At 54.5% G+C, this 19,133-nt stretch carries 17 protein-coding genes; 4 read left to right on the top strand and 13 right to left on the bottom strand.

Translation table 11 applies throughout. The features are described from left to right. Positions 1-37: 37 nt before the first annotated feature. A complete protein-coding gene (gene ectA / locus DU506_RS09500; protein WP_114486700.1) occupies positions 38-616 on the bottom strand; it encodes a diaminobutyrate acetyltransferase in 579 nt (192 codons plus the stop codon). Between the two features lie 170 nt (positions 617-786). Next, positions 787-2,163 carry a glutathione-disulfide reductase gene (gorA, locus tag DU506_RS09495; protein ID WP_114486699.1) on the bottom strand — a complete coding sequence of 459 codons (1,377 nt, stop codon included), beginning with the start codon at positions 2,161-2,163 and terminating at the stop codon, positions 787-789. Between the two features lie 151 nt (positions 2,164-2,314). Between gorA and can the strand changes: the two genes are divergently transcribed. Next, complete coding sequence (can, locus tag DU506_RS09490; RefSeq protein WP_114486698.1) at positions 2,315-2,962, top strand: carbonate dehydratase; 648 nt, start codon at positions 2,315-2,317, stop codon at positions 2,960-2,962. A gap of 86 nt (positions 2,963-3,048) precedes the next feature. Then, positions 3,049-3,588 (top strand): YaeQ family protein, encoded by a 540-nt coding sequence (locus tag DU506_RS09485; RefSeq protein ID WP_114486697.1) that lies wholly within the window; start codon positions 3,049-3,051, stop codon positions 3,586-3,588. An 89-nt stretch (positions 3,589-3,677) separates the two neighbouring features. On the opposite strand, the gene DU506_RS09480 is transcribed toward DU506_RS09485, so the two are convergent. From DU506_RS09480 to galU, 7 genes are all read right to left on the bottom strand, one after another. After that, complete coding sequence (locus DU506_RS09480) at positions 3,678-4,184, bottom strand: c-type cytochrome (RefSeq protein WP_114486696.1); 507 nt, start codon at positions 4,182-4,184, stop codon at positions 3,678-3,680. A 119-nt stretch (positions 4,185-4,303) separates the two neighbouring features. Further along, positions 4,304-4,873, bottom strand: a complete 570-nt coding sequence (msrA, locus tag DU506_RS09475) for a peptide-methionine (S)-S-oxide reductase MsrA (RefSeq protein ID WP_114486695.1) — start codon at positions 4,871-4,873, stop codon at positions 4,304-4,306. Positions 4,874-4,975: 102 nt separating this feature from the next. Further along, a complete protein-coding gene (gene tamB, locus DU506_RS09470; RefSeq protein ID WP_328587966.1) occupies positions 4,976-9,028 on the bottom strand; it encodes an autotransporter assembly complex protein TamB in 4,053 nt (1,350 codons plus the stop codon). Positions 9,029-9,109: 81 nt separating this feature from the next. Next, complete coding sequence (gene tamA / locus DU506_RS09465; protein WP_114486694.1) at positions 9,110-10,960, bottom strand: autotransporter assembly complex protein TamA; 1,851 nt, start codon at positions 10,958-10,960, stop codon at positions 9,110-9,112. 50 nt (positions 10,961-11,010) lie between these two features. Further along, a complete protein-coding gene (locus tag DU506_RS09460; protein WP_114486693.1) occupies positions 11,011-11,808 on the bottom strand; it encodes a hypothetical protein in 798 nt (265 codons plus the stop codon). A gap of 15 nt (positions 11,809-11,823) precedes the next feature. Continuing rightward, complete coding sequence (locus DU506_RS09455) at positions 11,824-13,113, bottom strand: nucleotide sugar dehydrogenase (RefSeq protein WP_114486692.1); 1,290 nt, start codon at positions 13,111-13,113, stop codon at positions 11,824-11,826. Positions 13,114-13,116: 3 nt separating this feature from the next. Continuing rightward, positions 13,117-14,007: a UTP--glucose-1-phosphate uridylyltransferase GalU gene (galU, locus tag DU506_RS09450; protein WP_114486691.1), complete on the bottom strand. Its 891-nt coding sequence runs from the start codon at positions 14,005-14,007 to the stop codon at positions 13,117-13,119. A 128-nt stretch (positions 14,008-14,135) separates the two neighbouring features. Between galU and ubiG the strand changes: the two genes are divergently transcribed. Together ubiG and DU506_RS09440 are read left to right on the top strand one after the other, a co-directional pair. Continuing rightward, complete coding sequence (gene ubiG, locus DU506_RS09445; protein WP_114486690.1) at positions 14,136-14,888, top strand: bifunctional 2-polyprenyl-6-hydroxyphenol methylase/3-demethylubiquinol 3-O-methyltransferase UbiG; 753 nt, start codon at positions 14,136-14,138, stop codon at positions 14,886-14,888. After that, entirely contained in the window at positions 14,885-15,574 is a 690-nt protein-coding gene (locus tag DU506_RS09440) for an HAD-IA family hydrolase (protein ID WP_114486689.1), read from the top strand. The genes ubiG and DU506_RS09440 overlap by 4 nt, the downstream gene beginning before the upstream one ends. Positions 15,575-15,585: 11 nt before the next feature. Here the strand turns inward: DU506_RS09440 and DU506_RS09435 are convergent, their stop codons facing one another. The 4 genes from DU506_RS09435 to tolB all read right to left on the bottom strand — a co-directional run bounded on the left by DU506_RS09435 (position 15,586) and on the right by tolB (position 19,077). Then, positions 15,586-16,344: a YciK family oxidoreductase gene (locus tag DU506_RS09435; RefSeq protein ID WP_114486688.1), complete on the bottom strand. Its 759-nt coding sequence runs from the start codon at positions 16,342-16,344 to the stop codon at positions 15,586-15,588. Between the two features lie 84 nt (positions 16,345-16,428). Next, entirely contained in the window at positions 16,429-17,226 is a 798-nt protein-coding gene (ybgF, locus tag DU506_RS09430; protein WP_114486687.1) for a tol-pal system protein YbgF, read from the bottom strand. An 11-nt stretch (positions 17,227-17,237) separates the two neighbouring features. Further along, positions 17,238-17,795: a peptidoglycan-associated lipoprotein Pal gene (pal, locus tag DU506_RS09425; RefSeq protein WP_114486686.1), complete on the bottom strand. Its 558-nt coding sequence runs from the start codon at positions 17,793-17,795 to the stop codon at positions 17,238-17,240. 40 nt (positions 17,796-17,835) lie between these two features. Next, on the bottom strand, positions 17,836-19,077 hold the full coding sequence (gene tolB, locus DU506_RS09420; protein ID WP_235825497.1) for a Tol-Pal system beta propeller repeat protein TolB: 1,242 nt from the start codon (positions 19,075-19,077) through the stop codon (positions 17,836-17,838). Positions 19,078-19,133 lie beyond the last annotated feature (56 nt).

Genomic DNA, 19,133 nt, shown 5'->3' with positions numbered 1-19,133 from the left:
TCTAAATCTTGGAAATCAGATCAAGCTCAGTGACACATTAGATCCGATCCGTTTGAAACGGGCCGATGCGCACCAGGTTCTCGGGGTCGTGCTCGCCTCCGAGCTGTTCGGTGGAAAAATATTCACGACTATTGAGCGGTGCATGCCAGCGTGCCGCTAGGCGGCGGAACAAGCCCCAAGACGCAAGGTTGTCAGGCGTGATGGTGGTTTCCAGATGATGCACATCGGCAAGTTCGGGGCGTGACATGATGGCTTCCACCAAGCGCCGGGCCAGGCCGGTACCGCGGGCTTTCTCCCCTACCGCCACTTGCCACAGAAAGTAAGTATCAGGCGCATTGTCCTTGACATAACCGGACACGAAACCGACCACCTCCCCTTCTTCATTGGTCGCCACGGCACAGGTTTCGCGAAACTGTGTCGCCAGCAGGAGGTATGCATAAGCCGAGTTCACATCCAGTGGAGGACAGGACTTGATCAGTTCATAAACACCCCAGCCATCGTCGGCGTTAGGCTTGCGTATGAACAAGGGTGTTTCAGCGTGTCCGACGACTGCATCGGCGACTGAAGGCCGTGCCAGATCGGCGGAAGGCGTAAAAGGCTGGATAGGGGTACTCATATTTTTGCTTCGCTGTAGCGAATTTACCTGTGATTATACCAGTGGCTTATCATCAATTCAAAAGTTTGGTTATCTTAGTGTCATTTTGTCATAATTTTTCGTTATATAAATAATGTCTAATTATTTTGGATGGCGCACCGCTAGCCGCTACATGCGGCTAGCGGCACCAATTAATGGCGAGCTGGGGTACGTAATGTGACGAATTCTTCGGCTCCGGTTGGATGTATACCTAACGTCGAATCGAAATCCTTTTTGGTGAGTCCCGCACGCACAGCGATCGCTACCCCCTGTATTACTTCACCCGCGTCATCACCTACCATATGGGCGCCGACAACGACATCCGTGGCATCATCCACCACCAGCTTCATCAAGGTCCGTTCCTGGCTGGCGGAAAGCGTATGCTTCATGGCCTTGAAGTCGGTTCGATAAACGCGAATTGCTGCATATTTTTCTCTGGCTTCTTCTTCCGAGAGCCCTACCGTGCCGATATTGGGATGACAGAACACCGCTGTGGGAATAGCTGCGTAATTCAGGGGTGCCGGCTCGTCCGGGCTGAAATGATGAGCTACCAGCTGCATGGCTTCAGCCAAGGCCACCGGCGTCAATTCCGGCCCGGCAATCAGGTCACCCAAAGCCAGAATCGAAGGCACCTGGGTTTCGAAGCGCTCATTTACCGGAATCTTACCAGCCTTATCCAGCGAAATTCCCAATGCCTCAAGACCTAACCCCGTCACATTGGCCTTGCGGCCTGTCGCGGAAAGAATAGCGTCCACTTCCATTTTTCGCCCGTCGGTCAGGGTTACCGAGTAGACGTCGCCCACGAGCTCGATAGTTTCAATATTGGTATTGAAGTGCAAATTGACGCCCTTGCGGGTCATTTCCGTCCGTGTGAATTCGCGCACTTCATCATCGAAACCTCTCAAGAACAGGTCGCCGCGATATATCAAGTGGGTATCGCTGCCCAATCCATTGAAGATACTGGCAAATTCCACTGAAATGTAACCTCCGCCCAGCACCATGAAACGTTCAGGGAAGCGTTCCAGATCAAAAATCTGGTTGGAATCCAGCGCGTATTGGTTTCCTGGAAAATCAGGCACCCAAGGCCAGCCGCCAGTGGCCAACAATATCTTTTTCGCACTCACCTCCTGACGGTTTCCTTCGGCATTTTTCAACACGACGGTATGGGGATCTTTCAAACTGGCGCGAGCATCAAATAAAGTGACATCGGCATTTTCCAGCATGCGCCGATAGATCTCGTTGAGGCGTTTGATTTCCCCGCTTTTGTTATCTCGTAGTGTGGCCCATTCAAAACGCGGTGGCTCGGACAGATGCCAGCCAAAACCAGCGGCATCATCGAAGGCATCATGAAAATGCGCAGCATACGAATACAGCTTTTTAGGAACGCAACCCACATTGACGCAAGTCCCCCCTAAGTAGAGATCCTCCGCTATTGCCACGTTAGCCCCTGCAGCGGCAGCAGTGCGTGCTGCACGTACGCCTCCCGAACCTGCCCCAATCACAAAAAGGTCATACTCAAATTCCGCCACACCACTCTCCTATATCTTTATTCATTGCATCTATTGAGTTGATTTTATCTACCGCTGTTTCCCTTCCGTCAAGCATGCAATATTGACCCCATTCACGCAGAAGGTTAAAAAAGCCTGGCTATTTTTTATCTCCCTGACTCATGGAATCATTATGACCGACCCTATTGCCACGCTGCTGGAGAACAACCGCAGTTGGGCTGAGCGTATGTGTGAGGAAGACCCGGACTATTTTGCCCGGCTCTCACGGCAACAAAACCCTGATTATCTGTGGATCGGTTGTTCGGATAGCCGCGTTCCCGCCAATCAGATCATTGCCCTGCCTCCCGGTGAAGTATTCGTTCACCGCAATGTCGCCAATCTCTTGCACCACACCGACATGAACGCGCTTTCCGTGGTCCAGTATGCAGTGGATGTGCTCAAGGTCAGCCATATCATGATTGTCGGCCATTATGGCTGCGGGGGCATCAGAGCCGCCGTCACCGGCGGTGAATGCGGTGTTGTGGACTATTGGCTCCACTCCGTGCGCGAGCTTTACAACCGGCACCGCGAGTCTCTGGCTCACCTCTCTTTTCAAGATCAGATCGACCGGATGTGTGAGCTCAATGTCAAAGCTCAGGTCAATAGCCTGTGCCGTACCAAGATCCTTCAGCTTGCTTGGCAGCGCGGCCAGAGTATTTCAGTTCATGGCTGGGTGTATGGTTTGGACGATGGCCGCGTCAAGGATCTCAACTGTACCGTCAGCGGACTTGATCAAGTCGCCACTCTCTACCGCATTGACCGTTTGCATCCCGAAGGTTGAGTCACCCTATGCTTGTTGAGCGAGAGTTTGCCCAGTACCCAGCATTCACTTAAAACTAATTATCTAAAACTAACGTTGGTATATTCATGGCGCAAAAAGCCAGTGTCATCAGGGTACAGCTACAGATCGCGGATATGGATCGCCATTACTATCAGGACCATAACCTGACCTTGGCGCAGCACCCTTCTGAAACCGACGAGCGCTTGCTGGTACGCCTGCTCGCTTTTGCCTTGAACGCCTCGGAGAACTTGGCTTTTTCCAGCAATCTCAGCGATGAAGGCGAGCCCGAGCTTTCTGAAAAGAATCTGCATGGAGACATCGAGTTATGGGTGGCTTTTGGACAAGGTGATGAAAAATGGCTGCGTAAAGCCAGCCAAAAAGCTAAACAGGTGAAAGTGTATGCCTATGGTGAACGCAGCGTACCCATCTGGTGGCAGCAAAATGAAAAAGCCCTGAAGCGCTACAAGAACCTGCAAGTCTGGGAAATCCCTGAAGCTGCACTCAAGGAAATGACCCAAATGACGAGTCGTAGCATGCAGTTGCAATGCACCATCAATGAGCAGCAGATATGGCTGTCGGATGGCAGCACCAGTGTCCCGCTGGAGCTTACCCTCCTTACCCGATAAGACGCTCGCCAACCAAATATAGACATGAATTCTGTCTGAAAAAATCGGCAAGCAAAGGGAATTTTCAGACAGTATCTATCAGTCAGTGTCTAATCGTAACGATAAGCGCGGTGGCAGCTCTTGCAGCTCTTACCCACATCGGAAATTGCCCTTGCCGCGTTTGAATAGTCTTCTGCGTTGGCAGCTTCGATCAAATCATCAATGCGTGCTTCAAGATGATCAAACCCAGCGGCAAACTCTTCCCATTCCTCCCAGATTGAGGGATGGGCTTCCGAGCCGCGCCCATGAGTGCCTTCAATGAACGCTGGTAGCAAATTATCCGCACTGGCCCTTTTAGCCAGCTCCTCAAGTCGAGGGATCGCCACGCTTGCATCTTGATTGTTAACCAGGTCGAAGCGCAGTTGACGTATCAGGCTCTCGATATCCTTGAGCTCTTCTTGTCGCCACATGACCGCTTCACGATCATCAGTAAAACGTGTCTCATCGGCATGCTGGGGCATCTCTGGCACAGCAGCTGTCGAGTCGGCGGCTACCTGTCCCAAGCCCAGGATTGAGGCAAGCAACCAGGAAACAGCCATAACGTTGCGTTTCGACATACGGATAAACACCTGTTTTATCTAAGGAGACGGGGAAAGCCAAGTATTGAAGAAATGAGCATTGAAAAAAATGAATACTGAAAAAGTGCGTATTGAAAGAATACGCGGATGAAACAGAATCAAGAGAGCGGACAGCTGATACCGGTACCTTTCAAACCGCAATAACCGCCAGGGTTTTTATCGAGATATTGCTGATGATATCCCTCGGCGTAGTAGAAATGGTCCAGCATGCCTATTTCAGTGGTAATTTCACCCTTTCCAGCTTTTCCCAAGGCTTCTTGATAGGCTTGCCGGCTAACTTCGGCGACTTCCAGCTGTGCTGGTGTGGTGGCATAGATAACGGAGCGATACTGAGAGCCAATATCGTTGCCCTGACGATTGCCCTGGGTGGGATCATGATTTTCCCAAAATACTTGGAATAAGGTTTCGATATTCAGACGTTGAGGATCAAATACCACCAGCACTACTTCAGCATGGCCGGTACGCCCGCTACAGGTTTCTTCATAAGTGGGGTTGGGCGTTACCCCGCCGGCGTAGCCCACGGCAGTGACGTAAACGCCGGGCAACTGCCAGAACAGCCGTTCAGCCCCCCAAAAGCAGCCCATGCCCAGGACGATTTCTTCGTGCCCGGCAGGGAACGGTGGCGTCAAGGAATGTCCGTTGACGGTATGCACGGCATTGGTAGTCATAGAAATCTCTCTCTTTCAGGAACGTTTTTTTCAGACACACTTTTCAGGTGTATTTCTCAAGTGCATCTATCAAGTACATCGGGGGTGAAGTGTCGTCGTCAGTTAACGTTGCTCGATAATCTCAGGATCTCCCGAGCGAGAAAAGGTGTAGACCAGATCCACTGCCTGATTGGCGCCGGAGACCACCTGAACATATAAATTACGCCAGAGCGTATAACGCAGTGTCAGCTCGGCAATCGGCGAGAAGATTCCCACCCCGTAGCTGATACGCAAGTCGTCGGTCAATTGGCCGCTGACTGCGATCTGGCTTTCGTCACCGGCACCAGTAGTTTCCAAGGTCAGATCATCCACCCCGAAAGACTCGCCAATCGACCCGACGGCACTGCCCGTGCGACCTAGCGACATGCCGATCAGCCCTGTCACCAACGCCCCTTCTAAACTGCCACCATCACCTTCCGGGGGGCGCCCTCGCAACAGGTAGGAAAGTGCTCGCGTTTCATTCATGGCCGGTTCCGAGAAAATCGAAACGTTCGGCTCTTCCGCACTCCCGGAAACACGCAGCCCTGCGATAACATTATCCTGAGTGGTATCTGGATTGCGAATTGCCTCGAAATCCAGTATAGGAAGATCCGGTGGGCCACTGAACAACAACGTCCCACGGCGAATCAACAGGTCTTGACCAAACGCCTTAAAACGGCCATCGACAAGATTGACATCACCGAACAGTTGAAGTGCCCCGCTCTCCTGGCGAACTTCCAAGGTTCCCGACAAGCCGGACTCAAGCCCATAGGCAGAAATCATCATATCCGGCCCCAGGCTCAATGTGATCAATACATCCAGCATGATACCTGTCTGTGCCAGTTCTTCGGAAGCATCGGGGCCCTCATTGCGGGTTGAGGCTGCTGCCGCGCGCTGCGCTGCCAGCTCGGCTTCGCGTTCATCACGCTGAGTAATGATGATCTCATCCTGGCTCGGAGAAATCGCCGAGGCGGGAATATCACCCACCTCCAGGCGTGCCCAGGGAATATCCACATTGCCTCGCACTTGAAGCAGGTCCGAGGTCACCCGGATACGCAGGTCGGGGGCGGCTTCCAGACGACCTAACTCAGGCAGTACCACCAACAGCGGAGATTCCACAGCACTCAGATCCACGCCAATACGCCATTCATTGCCCCCCGGCCAATAGGCATCACCGGTAATTTCCAGGCGTCCGCGTTCGGCAGCCAAAAATCCGTTGATATCGCCTCGCTCACCTTCCAGACGTACTTCAATATTGCCATCCTCGACTTCCACTGGAATATCCATGCCACTCGCCTGGATACCCTGCAAGCGTAGACGGCCCTGTAAATCAGGCGCTGTTGTGGTACCACTGAGCTGAATTTCACCACCCAAATTCCCTTCGAGTACCTCCATACCGGCGACCAGACTGCGATAGGGCCGTAAGGTTATATCACGAGCCCTGATCACCCCGGTCAGCCGACCTTCACCGATAGGCTCATCAATGGTGAGATTCAGGCCTACTTCACCAGCATCCGCCAAGGTTAACGTGGCCTCCACAGTAGCCTGGGTTTGTGTGGCTTCCACCCGTGTATCAAGCCGCGTGCGGGGTAATGAGACCGGTTGGCCAAACTCATTCAGCGCGGTAATCGCCAACTCACTTATCAGGCGTACATCCGCTTGCCACTGGGTTCCACCCTGACCCCAGGTAGCCAGTGCATCAGCTGTGGTCTCGCCTTCCAGCTGCCAGCCTTCGGGCAACCCCATCTCCAGCATTTCCATGGGAACGTCGCGAAGCGTCAGGTTGGCCTGGCCTTGCTCGACGGAAGCCTCTAGCGGTTGGTCGAGGCAAAGCACGCCGCCTTGTTGCCGGCGTAGACAAAATGGCGACAACTGAGCCTGGCCGTTATTGAGGTCGTAATCCACCGCTACTTCACGATCCAGGCGGATGTCGCCAACCTCGGCATCGACTTCGAGCAAGTTCAAGTCACCTTGATAACGTCCGGCCTGTTGATTGAAACGCCCATCCAAGGCGAGTTGAGCCCTTGAAAAAGCGGCATTGGGGCCACCTTGAGTCTCAAGACGCAGGCGGTGATCCGAAACCCGTCCTTGCAGGCTCAAGGCAAGCATTTCCAGGCGCTGGCCGACAGCATTCAAGTTCTGGATATCCAGCTGTAGATCAATGTCCGGATCATCCACTCCTTGTATTCGGCCTTCCAAAGACAGTGTTTCCAGATTATTTTCGGCAAAGCGCAAGTCGCTGCCGCGCAGGGCCATGGTCACATTGGGCTGTGACAGGCTACCTTGAGCCTGTACGTTGCCGGTCAACAGCCCGGCAAGCTCGGGATGAAGACTTTCCAGCTGGCGCAGATCAATGTCTGCATTCACATCCATTTGTTGCTCACTGACCAGCCCGGAGGCCTGCAAGCGATTTTCGCCCTGCGCAAAGTCAAAGCGCTCGAGTTGCACCCGTAAGTCACTGTCCGCTTCAAGAGCGGCCTGCAGGGAAAGAGGGTAATCCTGTAAGTGTCCATCAATGGAAAGGGTAGGAATTGAAACCGTCCAGTCGTTATCCTGCTGCACGAAAGCCAGCTCCAGGTCTCCGTTCAACCGCCCTTCCAGTTCCTCCATGAAAAGGGAAGGGTCGAGTTGATCCAGACGCAGCCGGGCTTGCACTTGCAGAGTATCGAGCCAGTCTATGCGCCCATGACTGACCAGCGAGCCCTCGTCGAGCGTGAGTGACAAAGGCGTCCAGCGAAAATGTTCAAGGTCGCCTTCGCCGGTCAAGGCCACACGGGTACGAGGCACTTGCGGTCCTTTGGCAATCAGCGATAGTCCGACCCGATAATCGGTCAAACTGCCGTTCAGATTGGCTACCAGAGATTCCACTACGTAAGGTGGGCTTTCAGCAGTAGCTTCATCTTGTTGCAATGGCCATTGCAGGCGCTCGCTTGCAATATTCAGTTGGAATGGTATCTCGGGGGCGAGAACATCCACCTTTCCACGCAAAGTGGTGTTCAGCGCCCCCCTAGTGTCAAGGGCTACTTGCAGAGCCGACAAAGAGCCATCCAGGTGCAATTCAATCTGCTGGCCTACCAGGGCCGGATAGTCTTCAAGCAATCCTCCCTCATTGTTGAGTTTCACGTTGAGGGTAGCATTCAGCGGATAGTTTTCACTCAAGGTTGCCGACGTTTCCAGAGTGGCCTCGGCATCGGGAGTGATGACATTCAGGCGCTGCACTTCTATTTCCTGGCGTCGTGCCATTGCGCTGAGCGCTAGATGGTTCACGGTATACGCCACGGCCCCTTCCACCTGGAAGTCGTCGATACTGAGGTCTGGAATCTGGATTTCCAGAGGCAAGGTAATCTCGGGTAACGCCAGGCGGGCACGCTTTTCCAACGTATCTTCAATTTCTTGAAGTGGCGGTTCTTCAGCGACGCTCACCTTTTCGGGCTGATGCAGCGCAATAGCGGCATTGATGGCTTGGGCGTCAAGGGGAGTGTCGGTGTGCTCCGTCAGCAATATGCCCGGAGACGGCGGCAAATAAAGCCGGGGCTCAATCAGTTTGGTGGGCAGCAACTGAAGCTGGTTGTCTTCAGCAATGGCACCGGAAGAAAAATGCTTCCAGCGAAAGCGTTTGCCGTCGGCTAAATGCAACGCAACGTTTTCAAGCTCAAGGGCACGCAGCTCGATCGGGAAGGGAAATTCAATATCGGGAAGCTCGATATCACCGGTTTCTATTTGAGGCGCTTCCTCAGCGTCATCGGCCGGTAGCAGCCGAACATCCGCGCCCTCGATATACAGTCGATCAATACATAGCCGCCCGGAAAGCAGGCAGTCGTCCGCCCACTCCAGTTCGAACCGAGAGACATCCACCTGGGCACTGCCGGTTTCCAGAGAAAACCCTTCCAACACCAAGTGAGTGAATAAATCACCTTCGTGATGCTCCAGGGTATACAACCCTCTTTGCTCACCTTGAGAGAGTAAAAAACCCATCCCCCAAGGAGATAATGCAAGGCCTGATAGAAGCATGACTAGCCCGATCAACCACAGCGGAAAAACGACAACCAGGCGTAAAAGGCTCCATCCAAATAGCACCCAGCGACGCGACGGCGAGAGGAAATGACGAGTCGTGGTGCTTTGTGAGGCTTGCGTCAACAGAGAGTCTCCTGGATTCTGTATGGGATATTGGCGGGGAACGTCGGCCAGAGCGAGCGCAGGCAGCTTGTGAAATCATCTCTAGAATTCCGGTCCGATAGAAAAGTGCAGCCGCCAGTCATCTTCATTATCGAAGGGGTGGGCGACATCGAGCCGAATAGGCCCGACCGGAGAGACCCAGCGGACACCGAGACCCGCGCCGGTATTGAGTGAATCCGGTGTCCAGTCATCGAAGGCATCGCCAGTATCGACAAAGGCTGCGCCCCACCAATCGCCAGTAACACGACGCTGATATTCGACACTAGCGGTGAGTTTTTGTTGTCCACCACGCAGGCGCCCTTCTTCATTGACGGGCGATAAACTATCAAATGAATAACCACGCACACTACGATCACCTCCAGCGAAAAAGCGCAGTGAAGGCGGTAACTGATCAAAATCATCGGTGGCAATGGCACCAAGACTTGCACGCCCGACAAATCGGTTGTCGTTACCCAGCATCCGTATCCACTGAGTATCGGCGGTCAGACGGCCAAATTGAGCATCGGACCCCCAGGCTGTATCCGAATATTCCAGAGACAACTGCTGGCGATCGCCCCAAGTGGGAAAGCGTTGAGTACGCGTGCGAGTACGCGACCATTGGATGCCAGGATAAAAAATCCAAACCTGGTTTGCTTCTCCACCCTGGGTAAAGTCTTCGAAGGTGGCCCGAAAATACAGGGTCTGCACCCAACGGTTTTCGAACTCCCACCGCCTGGCGACTTCCACCGTGCTTTCCAAGGTGCGGGTGTCATTGTCATCCTCATTACGAATCCCGTACTGCAAACGGTAATTATCGCGAACTGGATCTTCCAAGGGAATATTGTAGGTGCCGGTAAAACGTTGTTCCGGTGCGGAAATGTAAAGGTCGTGGTCAAGGCTGTGACCTAACCGGTTGATCCAGGGTTGTCTCCAGCCAAGACCCAGGCGTGGCCCCACATCCGTGGCGTAGCCAATACCCACTTCAAACTGATGGCGATCCGCAGGTGTAACAGTGACATCCAACGGCAAACGATTGCCTTTGGGTTGATACAGGCTGATGGCGCTGGTGAGCGCTGCCATACTCAGCTGTGGCTGGCGCTGCATGGTGCCGGTCGCCTCAAGAAACCAGGGGTCGGGATCAGGCTCGAAAATGAGAAGTTCCTGCGCCGTTTGTAGCCTGGGCCGGACCATGACCGATTCAAACCAGCCGGTTTGTGCCAACTGTTGGTTATAGCGTGCCAACGCCTGAGCCTCATACGGCTCCCCGGTCGTAAACGGCTGCATTCGCTGCAGCTTTTCTGGTTCGATATGGCTGCCAATAATACGCACATTGCCGAATTGGTAGCGTGGGCCGCTATCAAAGTCCATGTATAGGCGGGCACTTTGCTCGAAGGGGCGCACTTCCATACGGCGGTCAGTGAACGCCCAATCGAAATAGCCACGCTCCAGGGCCAAGCCGGATAACTGTCCGCGCAGCCGATCCCAGGGCGAATGAAAAAGAGGATCACCTACCTCAAGCGGGAACCCATCGACAGCTTCGTTGAAGGGCGGATCGTCAGCGGCTTCACCCCGCAGGTTGATATCCAATACTTCGATTGTCACCCTGGGGCCTGAAGTAATATCGACTTGAACACGCTCTTCTTCCAGCTGTTCGATAGCGATTTCTGGTTCGTAATATCCATACACCCGCATGGCTTCACGCACACGGCGTTGAATCTCACCTTTCAACCGGGCCTCGGTGTACTGCTCTGCGTCTACGTCACTGAGATACAGGCGCACGTTTTTTTCAACGTCACCTTCGATGCCTTCAATTCGAGCATTCAGTGCCCATGCTGGAAGACTTATCAGAACGGCACTCGCCACCAGAAGGGAACCTTTCCCCCAACGTGATAGTCGCTGACGTTGTGTTGGCATACTGTCATCTTCCCGACGCAAGGATTGAAACCCATCCTGAACAAGCTAGCTCAGCGTAGCATTTCCAGTTGGGCACTAAAGGCCAGCTGTGCCTGACGTACCTGCCGCACTTCGGATTCCAGCGTATCGATACGTTGTACCAACTCTTCATCCAAGCCGGCATCCACCTCAGCTAACGCCTGATCGAGTGCATCCAGACGTTGCGTCATGCTTTCTTCGAGAGCCGTTTGTCTTGTCGTCAACGACTCCTGCAGGGCGGTCATTTCTTCTTCGATGAGCTGAGATCGGCTATCCAGCAACTGTTCCAGATGCGTCACCTCCTCCACCAAGCGCTGCCTGCCTTCAACCCCCGCTCGTTCGAGGGCATCGAGTGAGACATGGATGGCTGCCAGCTGGCTATCCCGAACTTGGGCATTCTCACGCAAACGCTCGAGTTGCTGGTCTAGCGTATCCAGTGATTCAGCCGATACCAGCTCATCACTGTCGGTCAGAAATGCATACAGTTCCTGGCGAGTGCCCGATATCGTCTCAGCCAGTTGCTCCTGTTCTTGAAACAGCGTAACCACCTGGGCTTGAAGAAAGCTCAAGGTATCCTCAGTATCTCCATCGCCCGAATCAAGTCGGGCATGCATGTTGGAGATCTCTCCACTCAAGCGGTTCATTTCCTGTAACAAACGCTCCCGCTCATACCACGCCACCGCTCCCGCGCCTGCTACCGCCACCAGCAGCAGACATATCATCAGCCATATTGGCCACAAGCTCGGGCCACGGCGAGGCCGTAGGTGCCGACCTGTCAGACTTTGATCCACATCCGGAACGATACGAGATGACGTAGCTGAGTCGGGCATTATGCTTCCTCAAGGTTAAGATGGGTCGGCGCGACGCCCAATACCGCGGTAATGTAAGCCACAGCCAGCCACAAAGCTCGGGTCGTAGATATTACGCCCATCCAGAAGGAGGTTTTCCTTGAGCAACCCGGCTAGCCTGGCCCAATCCGGGTTCCAGTAAAGCTTCCATTCGGTGACCAGCATTAATGCATCCGCGCCTTCACATGCCTGATAAGGATCCTCACTAAAGGTGAGCAGGTCATCCCGCTGACCTACTTCTTCAAGCAATGCAGGTATAGCCGCCGGATCATGCAGCCGTACTTTAACGCCCTGCGCCCAGAGGGCTTTCAGCAAGGTCAGCACCGGAGCATGCTCGATGCGTGCGGTACCCGGTTTAAAGGCTGCCCCCCAGATGGCTACGGTACGACCGTTCAGATCCCCTTGGAAATGCGCCCACAATTTGCGAAACAGGGTTTCCTTTTTCTTTTCATTGATATCCAGTACTTGCTTGAGCAGTTCGGAATAGCGCCCACTGGACGACTGAACGTCGGCGAGGCGCATCAGGTCACGCGAAAAATTGGGCCCACCGAAACCACAGCCGGGATAGAGGTATTCAAACCCGATACGGGTATCCGCCCCCATGCCTTGGCGAACGTATTCGACATCCACCCCCAGCGTATCAGCCAGGCCGGCCACTTCGTTCATGTAGCTGATACGTGTCGCCAACATACCGTTGATTGCCAACTTGGTAAGCTCCGCCGCGCGACGCGGCATCCGCTGGAACACTTCACTTCGCCGATTGAAAGCGCGCAGTAGTTCGCGCACCATGCTTTCTCCGATCGCCTCATCGCAACCTAACAGCCAGCGGTTGGGGCGGGTAAACATATCCCAGGCGCGCCCTTCTTCCAGCATGTCTGGCAACGCCACACTGTAGTGGGTGGGTGTCCCTACCAGAGATCCCAAACGCTCGGTTTCTCCCACTGGAAAGGTGGAGTTGTTCACCAACACCAGTCCCCCGGGATGATTGCGTGCCACTTCTTGTACCAAGCTATCTGCGGCGCTGCGCTGGGAGGGAGATAATGACAGCCAGAGCACCTCCGGCACCGCGATCGAGTCAACGTCGCTACAAATTTTCAGGGTGCCGTCGTGACAGCTCCGATTGATCTGGTCCAGAAGATGCGGTTCGCGCTGTAACCAGTCGACTTCCCGCAAGCTGAACCAAGGCATGTCTGCATGAGGTAGCCATTGTACTTGGTGGCCTACCCAGGAAAGCGCGGCGGCGGCAGTGGCGGCGGTAAGTTCGCTTCCATGAATCAAAACCCGCATCGATCATTCTCCCTGATAATAGCGTGCCAGCAATTCTCGGAACCCATTACCGAACTGTGGGTGAGCACGTCCGTAAGCCATGATGGCTTCTAGATAACCCAATGGATGACCACAATCGTAGGTTTTGCCTACCATGCGATAGGCCTGTACACCTTGGTGACTGCGCAGGGTTTCCAGTGCGTCAGTCAATTGTATTTCACCACCCGCCCCCGGCGGAGTATCCGCCAATATCGCAAAGATACTCCCGGGCAATGCATAGCGGCCGATTACTGCAAGATTGGAGGGAGCCTGGTCACGGCCGGGTTTTTCCACCATTCCTTTCAGAGGACCTGATTGACCCGGTGAAGGGATATTATCGACAGGTTCCACGATGCCATATTTTTCCACTTGGTCCCAAGGCACTTCCTCAACCATCAACTGGGCACTGCCGGTGGCATCAAAGGCTTCCAGCATACCGGCCAGGTCGGTTCGTGTACGGGGTTCATTGTTTACCAGCACATCCGGCAACAAGACGGTAAAGGGTTCGTCGTCGCCGATGATCGGGCGAGCACAGAGCACTGCATGCCCCAGACCTAGAGGTTCGCCTTGGCGAATGCTGATAATGTTGACGTCATCCGGCACAATTGAACGCAATGAGGCGAGCAACTCATGCTTGCCTTTTTGTTCAAGGCTTGCTTCCAGCTCCACATGTGTATCGAAGTGATTCTCGATAGCTGCTTTACTTGAGTGAGTCACTAATATGATGTCGCGGATACCTGCAGCTACCGCTTCTTCCACCACATACTGAATCACGGGCCTATCGACAATCGTGATCATTTCCTTGGGAATGGCTTTGGAAGCAGGCAAACAACGTGTACCCAAGCCCGCCACGGGAAGTACAGCCTTACGAATCATATGGATGTCCTTTTCATCAAATTGCGCGTTCCGCCTCAGGAGTGGTTAGAATGCCATGATACTGAAGGCGTTGAGGCGGATGCCACCTTGCTCTTTGCGCTGACTCACACCGACCACGGAGCCTTGCCATGCAAGCGATACCTCAGGATAGCACTGCTGCGCCCCATTCCGATAACGTGGATGCAGCGGAAATCGCCAAATTCGAAGCCTTGGCCAGCCGCTGGTGGGACCCCCACAGCGAATTCAAACCATTGCACGACATTAATCCCTTGCGCCTTGATTTTATTGACGCTCGTGCAGGACTCGCCGGCAAGAAAGTATTGGATGTCGGCTGTGGCGGAGGCATTCTCAGTGAGTCCATGGCTCATCGAGGGGCGGATGTCACCGGGATAGACCTTGGTGAAGCACCGCTTGCTGTAGCGCGCCTGCATGCCCAGGACAGCAGCTTGACGATCGACTATCAGTGCATCAGTGTCGAAGCGCTGGCCTCCCAGCAACCGGGTGAATTCGATGTCGTCACCTGCATGGAAATGCTGGAACACGTTCCCGATCCCAGTTCCGTGATTCGCGCCTGCAGTACCTTGGTGCGCCCGGGCGGCTTCGTGTTTTTCTCGACACTCAATCGCACCCCCAAGGCGTATGCGTTTGCCATTCTGGGCGCAGAATACATACTTCGGCTATTACCCCGGGGAACCCATGATTACGCCAAGTTCATTCGCCCTTCTGAAATGGCGGCCTGGAGTCGGGCAAGTGGTCTGGATGTACGTGAACAAAGCGGCATGACCTATAATCCGCTGACCCGCCGATACCGCCTGGAAGCCAATGATGTTTCAGTCAACTATTTGATGTATTGCCGCAAGGTGGGGAAACAGTCCGCATGAGTAGCGCGCGATTACCGCAAGCCGTGTTGTTTGATCTAGACGGCACCCTGGTAGACACCGCCCCTGATCTGGCCAACGCTACCAATATGCTGCGACGGCATCACGGCCTCGAGACCTTGCCGTTCGACGTGATCCGCGGTCAGGTATCCAATGGTGGCAGCGCCTTGGTCACCCTGGCGCTGGCATTAGAAATAGATGCGCCAGGGCATCAAGAAGCACGTGATTTTCTGTTGCAAGCTTATGATCAGGCGGTGGCCACCCATAGTCGGGTATTTTCGCCATTGGATCGTTGGCTGAAAGATTGGCAAGCAGCCGGGTTGCCTTGGGGAATCGTCACCAACAAACCCCGGCGCTTTACCGTCGCCTTGCTTGACGCTTTGGCCTTGCAGCCGGGCGCTCTTTTGTGCGCCGATGACCTGCCGGTGAAAAAGCCCGCCCCACAACCCCTCTGGGCGGCAGCCGAGCAGTTGGGCGTCTCGCCTGGCAACTGTTGGTACGTGGGGGATCACCTGCGCGATATCCAGGCGGCACGCGCCGCCGGGATGACCGCAGTGGCAGTAGGTTATGGCTATATCGCCGAAGGGGAAGACTACCGCCGCTGGCCAGCCGATTTATGGTTCGATGGCTGTGAAGCGCTGGTTGAAGCCCTTGAGCCGCTCATGCAGCCGACCCACAGCCCGGGCTGAAGATTGCTGGATCAACGCGCAGGCTGGGCGTCGATTTTCTCTCCATGGGTACCCTGGCTGTCCGGCCCCATCAACCAGAGATAGGTGGGCATGATCTCGTCAGGGGTGCGCAATTTGGCAACGTCTTCGCCAGGGAAGGCACTACGCCGCATCTGAGTCCGGGTTGCGCCGGGGTTGAGGCTGTTGATCCGGATGTTGTCCTGATTTTCAAGCTCGTCGGCCAGCACTTCCATGAACCCTTCTGTGGCGAACTTGGAGACCGCATAGGCACCCCAATAAGCCCGCCCTTTGCGCCCTACTCCTGACGAGGTGAAGATCAACGAGGCATCCTCCGAGGCTTGGAGCAGGGGCAACAATGCTTGGGTCATCCAGATAGGTCCGTTGATATTGACCTGCATGACCTGAGCCCAGAGCTCGGGATTGTACTGCTCGAAAGGCGTGATTCTGCCCAGTATGCCTGCGTTGTGAAGAATGCCATCCAGCCGGCCGAATTCCTTGTCCAAGGTTTCTGCCATCTCGTGAAAGTCTTTCAGCGTAGCGCCTTCCAGGTTCAGCGGAAAAATAGCCGGCTGGGGACCACCCTGGTTTTCTATTTCGTCATACACGCTTTCAAGCTTGGCGATGGTGCGCCCTAACAGAATCACGGTAGCCCCATGGCGAGCATAATGTAATGCGGCAGCACGTCCGATACCGTCACCTGCGCCGGTCACCAGCACCACCCGATTTTCCAGAATATTCGGTGCGGCCTGATAGTCGATCTTGCAAATCATAGCGATTCCTTGAAAGCGATGTCCTTGAAAGTACAGGCCTTGAAAACAGTGGCCTTGAGATAAATGGGCAGTCAAGCTGGCCGGTTAACTATTACCTTGACGCAAGAAGTCGTTGGCAAGCCCGGCAGCACTGCTTTGCGGATAATCATCACGAACTCTTTCCAGCAGTTCACGGCTCGCCTCCGGCTCTCCTTGGCGGGCTTTTACCAGCCCCAGTTTGTAAAGTGCATCCGGTACCTTACTGCTGGCACTGTAATCAGCAACCACACGGTTGAATGCTTGATCGGCAGCGTCCAGATCACCTTCGGCGGCATAAAGCTCGCCCAACCAATAATACCCGTTAGCGGTCAGAGCGGTATCCGGGTAGCTTTCGACAAAGGCACCGAATGCCTGGATAGCGTCATCAAAACGACGCGCCTGGACGTGAGCAAAAGCGGCTTGATAGTCAGCCTGTGCCTCGGCGCTGATGCCACTCACTGAAGGCGCACTTGCCACTTTTTTCGCAGCTTCGGGCTCTACCTCAGGGGTGGCTTCTTCGAGCTGGGTTGGACCACTGCTCATCAGCCGGTCTTCAATGTCCAGGTACTGTTGTTGTGACTGGCGACGCAACTGCTCCAATTGATGGCGCAGCTCTTCGATTTGTCCACGCAATTGCTGAATTTCTTGCTGGTGCTCTTCTACCTGGTTGAACAGCACCAGATTGCCTGAGGAAGCTTCATTGGTTTGGGTGTGTTGATAGAAGTTGCTGCTACCCTGTTGCGAGGAAAGGTCTTCCACCACGGGGCGCTGCGCTTGGGCGTGCAAAGGCAATACGGACAGCGGGAGCACCAAGGCTCCCGCGCCGCACAGCCTCACAAGACAATACTTGAGACTGTGATTCATGAAGGTCTTCCTCAGTAATTGAACACCACACGACGGTTCTGGGAGTACGCCTGTTCGGCTTGTCCTCTGGCTGCCGGACGCTCTTCACCGTAACTCACGACACTCATTTGTGAGGGTGATACGCCTTGAATATTCAAGAAGCGCTGAACGGCATTGGCACGACGCTCGCCCAGCGCCATGTTGTATTCACGTGTCCCGCGCTCATCGGTATGTCCATGCAGGACCACTTGAGCATTGGGATTGCTGCGCAAGTAACGGGCATGAGCCATGACGACCGATTCGTACTCACTCTTGATGCTGTCACGGTCATAATCGAAATGGATGGTACGTACTTCAGGAATCCGCGAATCCGCTTGTTGCCCAGCACCCGTGCCGCTGGTGCCGGAAGTGGAGCCATACTGGCCACCCGCGCCGGCACCTGTGGTTGAACCGGAACTAGTGCCCGTACCGGCGGCACCCTGAGTACCGTAAGAATCCCCGTCCTGAGTGCCCCCCGTGCTGGAACAGCCCGCGATAACCACCAAGGACAGCGCAATTGCCAATGAACGGGCAAACGGCTTGAGTTGCATAGTCAGACTCCTTGCCTGAAAAATAGGTGTGATGCCAACATCAATTCAAAAAAGGTGACCACGCCGGTTCACGTATATCACCTTGTGGGGAGGGAAGCCTGAATGAGGAGCGCCCATCAGCGGAAACCGCACTCAGCACTCCATTGCCACCCTGCTGGGTAGCGAAGATTACCATGGTCCCATTCGGTGCAACACTAGGAGATTCATCACGCTGTGTTTCACTGATGACCACCAGACGACCACTTTCCAGGTTCTGGCGCGCCACTTGAAATCCTTGGTTTGAACGATGAATCAAGAACAGTTCTTCACCATCAGGAGAAAAGCGGCCACGAGCGTTATAGTCGCCGGTAAACGTCAGTCGCTGTGTCTCGCCGCTACCCAGGGTATAGCGATAAATCTGGGGGGCACCACTGCGGTCGGAAGTAAATAGCAGGCTACGGCCGTCCGGTGCCCAGTCAGGTTCAGTGTCGATACTGTTGCTTTGAGTAAGACGCTCGAATGAACGATTGGCTATGTCCATGACATAGATGTCAGGCTGGCCGTCCTTGGAGAGCGACATGGCTAGTTTACGTCCATCCGGCGACCATGCCGGAGCGCTATTGAGCCCTTCGAACGAGGTGGCTCGAACACGACGACCGCTATCCACTTCCTGGATATAAATCGCCGGTCGCTCGGTTTCAAACGATACATAGGCGAGCTTACGCCCGTCCGGCGACCAAGCCGGCGAAAGAATCGGCTCATCGGAAGTCAACACCTGCTGGCTGTTACGTCCATCGGCATCGGCAACGTACAATCCGAATTGCATGGTATTGCCCACGCCTTCCGCAGTGACATAGGCAATGCGGGTGGAAAATGCGCCCCGAATATCGGTAATCGCTTCAAATATCTGATCGCTGGCGAGATGGGCGGCACCACGCAAATTACCACTCTCGGCGGTGATGGTTTCACCTAGCATCTGCCGCTGCCCACTGACATCCATGAGGTCGTATTCAATACGATAGCCGCCTCCGGTTTCAGTGACTCGCCCTACCACCAGGTAGCGCACATCCAGCGAACGCCAGGTCCCGAACTGTACATCTTCCGCCTGGTTAGGACTTTCAAAAATGGCATTACGCTCCAGCGGTGAGAAAAAACCGCTGCGTTCAAGGTTGTCTTGAATAATTTGCGCCACATCTTCTGAAGGCGCGCCTTCTGTCGCAAAGGGCACAACAGCAATCGGTAGAGCCTGGTCGCTGCCACGGGTAATCTCGATAGTCAGATTGGCATGCGCCATGGCGCTCATCAAGAGGGCACTTATCAGGATGGTGCTCTTCGAAAGTAACGAAGCCAACCATCGTC

It is taken from the genome of Vreelandella rituensis, from assembly GCF_003336665.1.
GTDB classification, from domain to species: domain Bacteria; phylum Pseudomonadota; class Gammaproteobacteria; order Pseudomonadales; family Halomonadaceae; genus Vreelandella; species Vreelandella rituensis.
Note: the sequence above shows the minus strand (reverse complement) of the source record. Positions and strands in the feature narration are given on the sequence as shown.

Coding starts and splice junctions, on each gene's coding strand:
- ectA (WP_114486700.1), bottom strand. CDS start 616: ATGAGTACCCCTATCCAGCCTTTTACGCCTTCCGCCGATCTGGCACGG.
- can (WP_114486698.1), top strand. CDS start 2,315: ATGACCGACCCTATTGCCACGCTGCTGGAGAACAACCGCAGTTGGGCT.
- DU506_RS09485 (WP_114486697.1), top strand. CDS start 3,049: ATGGCGCAAAAAGCCAGTGTCATCAGGGTACAGCTACAGATCGCGGAT.
- DU506_RS09480 (WP_114486696.1), bottom strand. CDS start 4,184: ATGTCGAAACGCAACGTTATGGCTGTTTCCTGGTTGCTTGCCTCAATC.
- msrA (WP_114486695.1), bottom strand. CDS start 4,873: ATGACTACCAATGCCGTGCATACCGTCAACGGACATTCCTTGACGCCA.
- tamA (WP_114486694.1), bottom strand. CDS start 10,960: ATGCCAACACAACGTCAGCGACTATCACGTTGGGGGAAAGGTTCCCTT.
- DU506_RS09460 (WP_114486693.1), bottom strand. CDS start 11,808: ATGCCCGACTCAGCTACGTCATCTCGTATCGTTCCGGATGTGGATCAA.
- DU506_RS09455 (WP_114486692.1), bottom strand. CDS start 13,113: ATGCGGGTTTTGATTCATGGAAGCGAACTTACCGCCGCCACTGCCGCC.
- galU (WP_114486691.1), bottom strand. CDS start 14,007: ATGATTCGTAAGGCTGTACTTCCCGTGGCGGGCTTGGGTACACGTTGT.
- ubiG (WP_114486690.1), top strand. CDS start 14,136: ATGCAAGCGATACCTCAGGATAGCACTGCTGCGCCCCATTCCGATAAC.
- DU506_RS09440 (WP_114486689.1), top strand. CDS start 14,885: ATGAGTAGCGCGCGATTACCGCAAGCCGTGTTGTTTGATCTAGACGGC.
- DU506_RS09435 (WP_114486688.1), bottom strand. CDS start 16,344: ATGATTTGCAAGATCGACTATCAGGCCGCACCGAATATTCTGGAAAAT.
- ybgF (WP_114486687.1), bottom strand. CDS start 17,226: ATGAATCACAGTCTCAAGTATTGTCTTGTGAGGCTGTGCGGCGCGGGA.
- pal (WP_114486686.1), bottom strand. CDS start 17,795: ATGCAACTCAAGCCGTTTGCCCGTTCATTGGCAATTGCGCTGTCCTTG.
- tolB (WP_235825497.1), bottom strand. CDS start 19,077: ATGAGCGCCATGGCGCATGCCAATCTGACTATCGAGATTACCCGTGGC.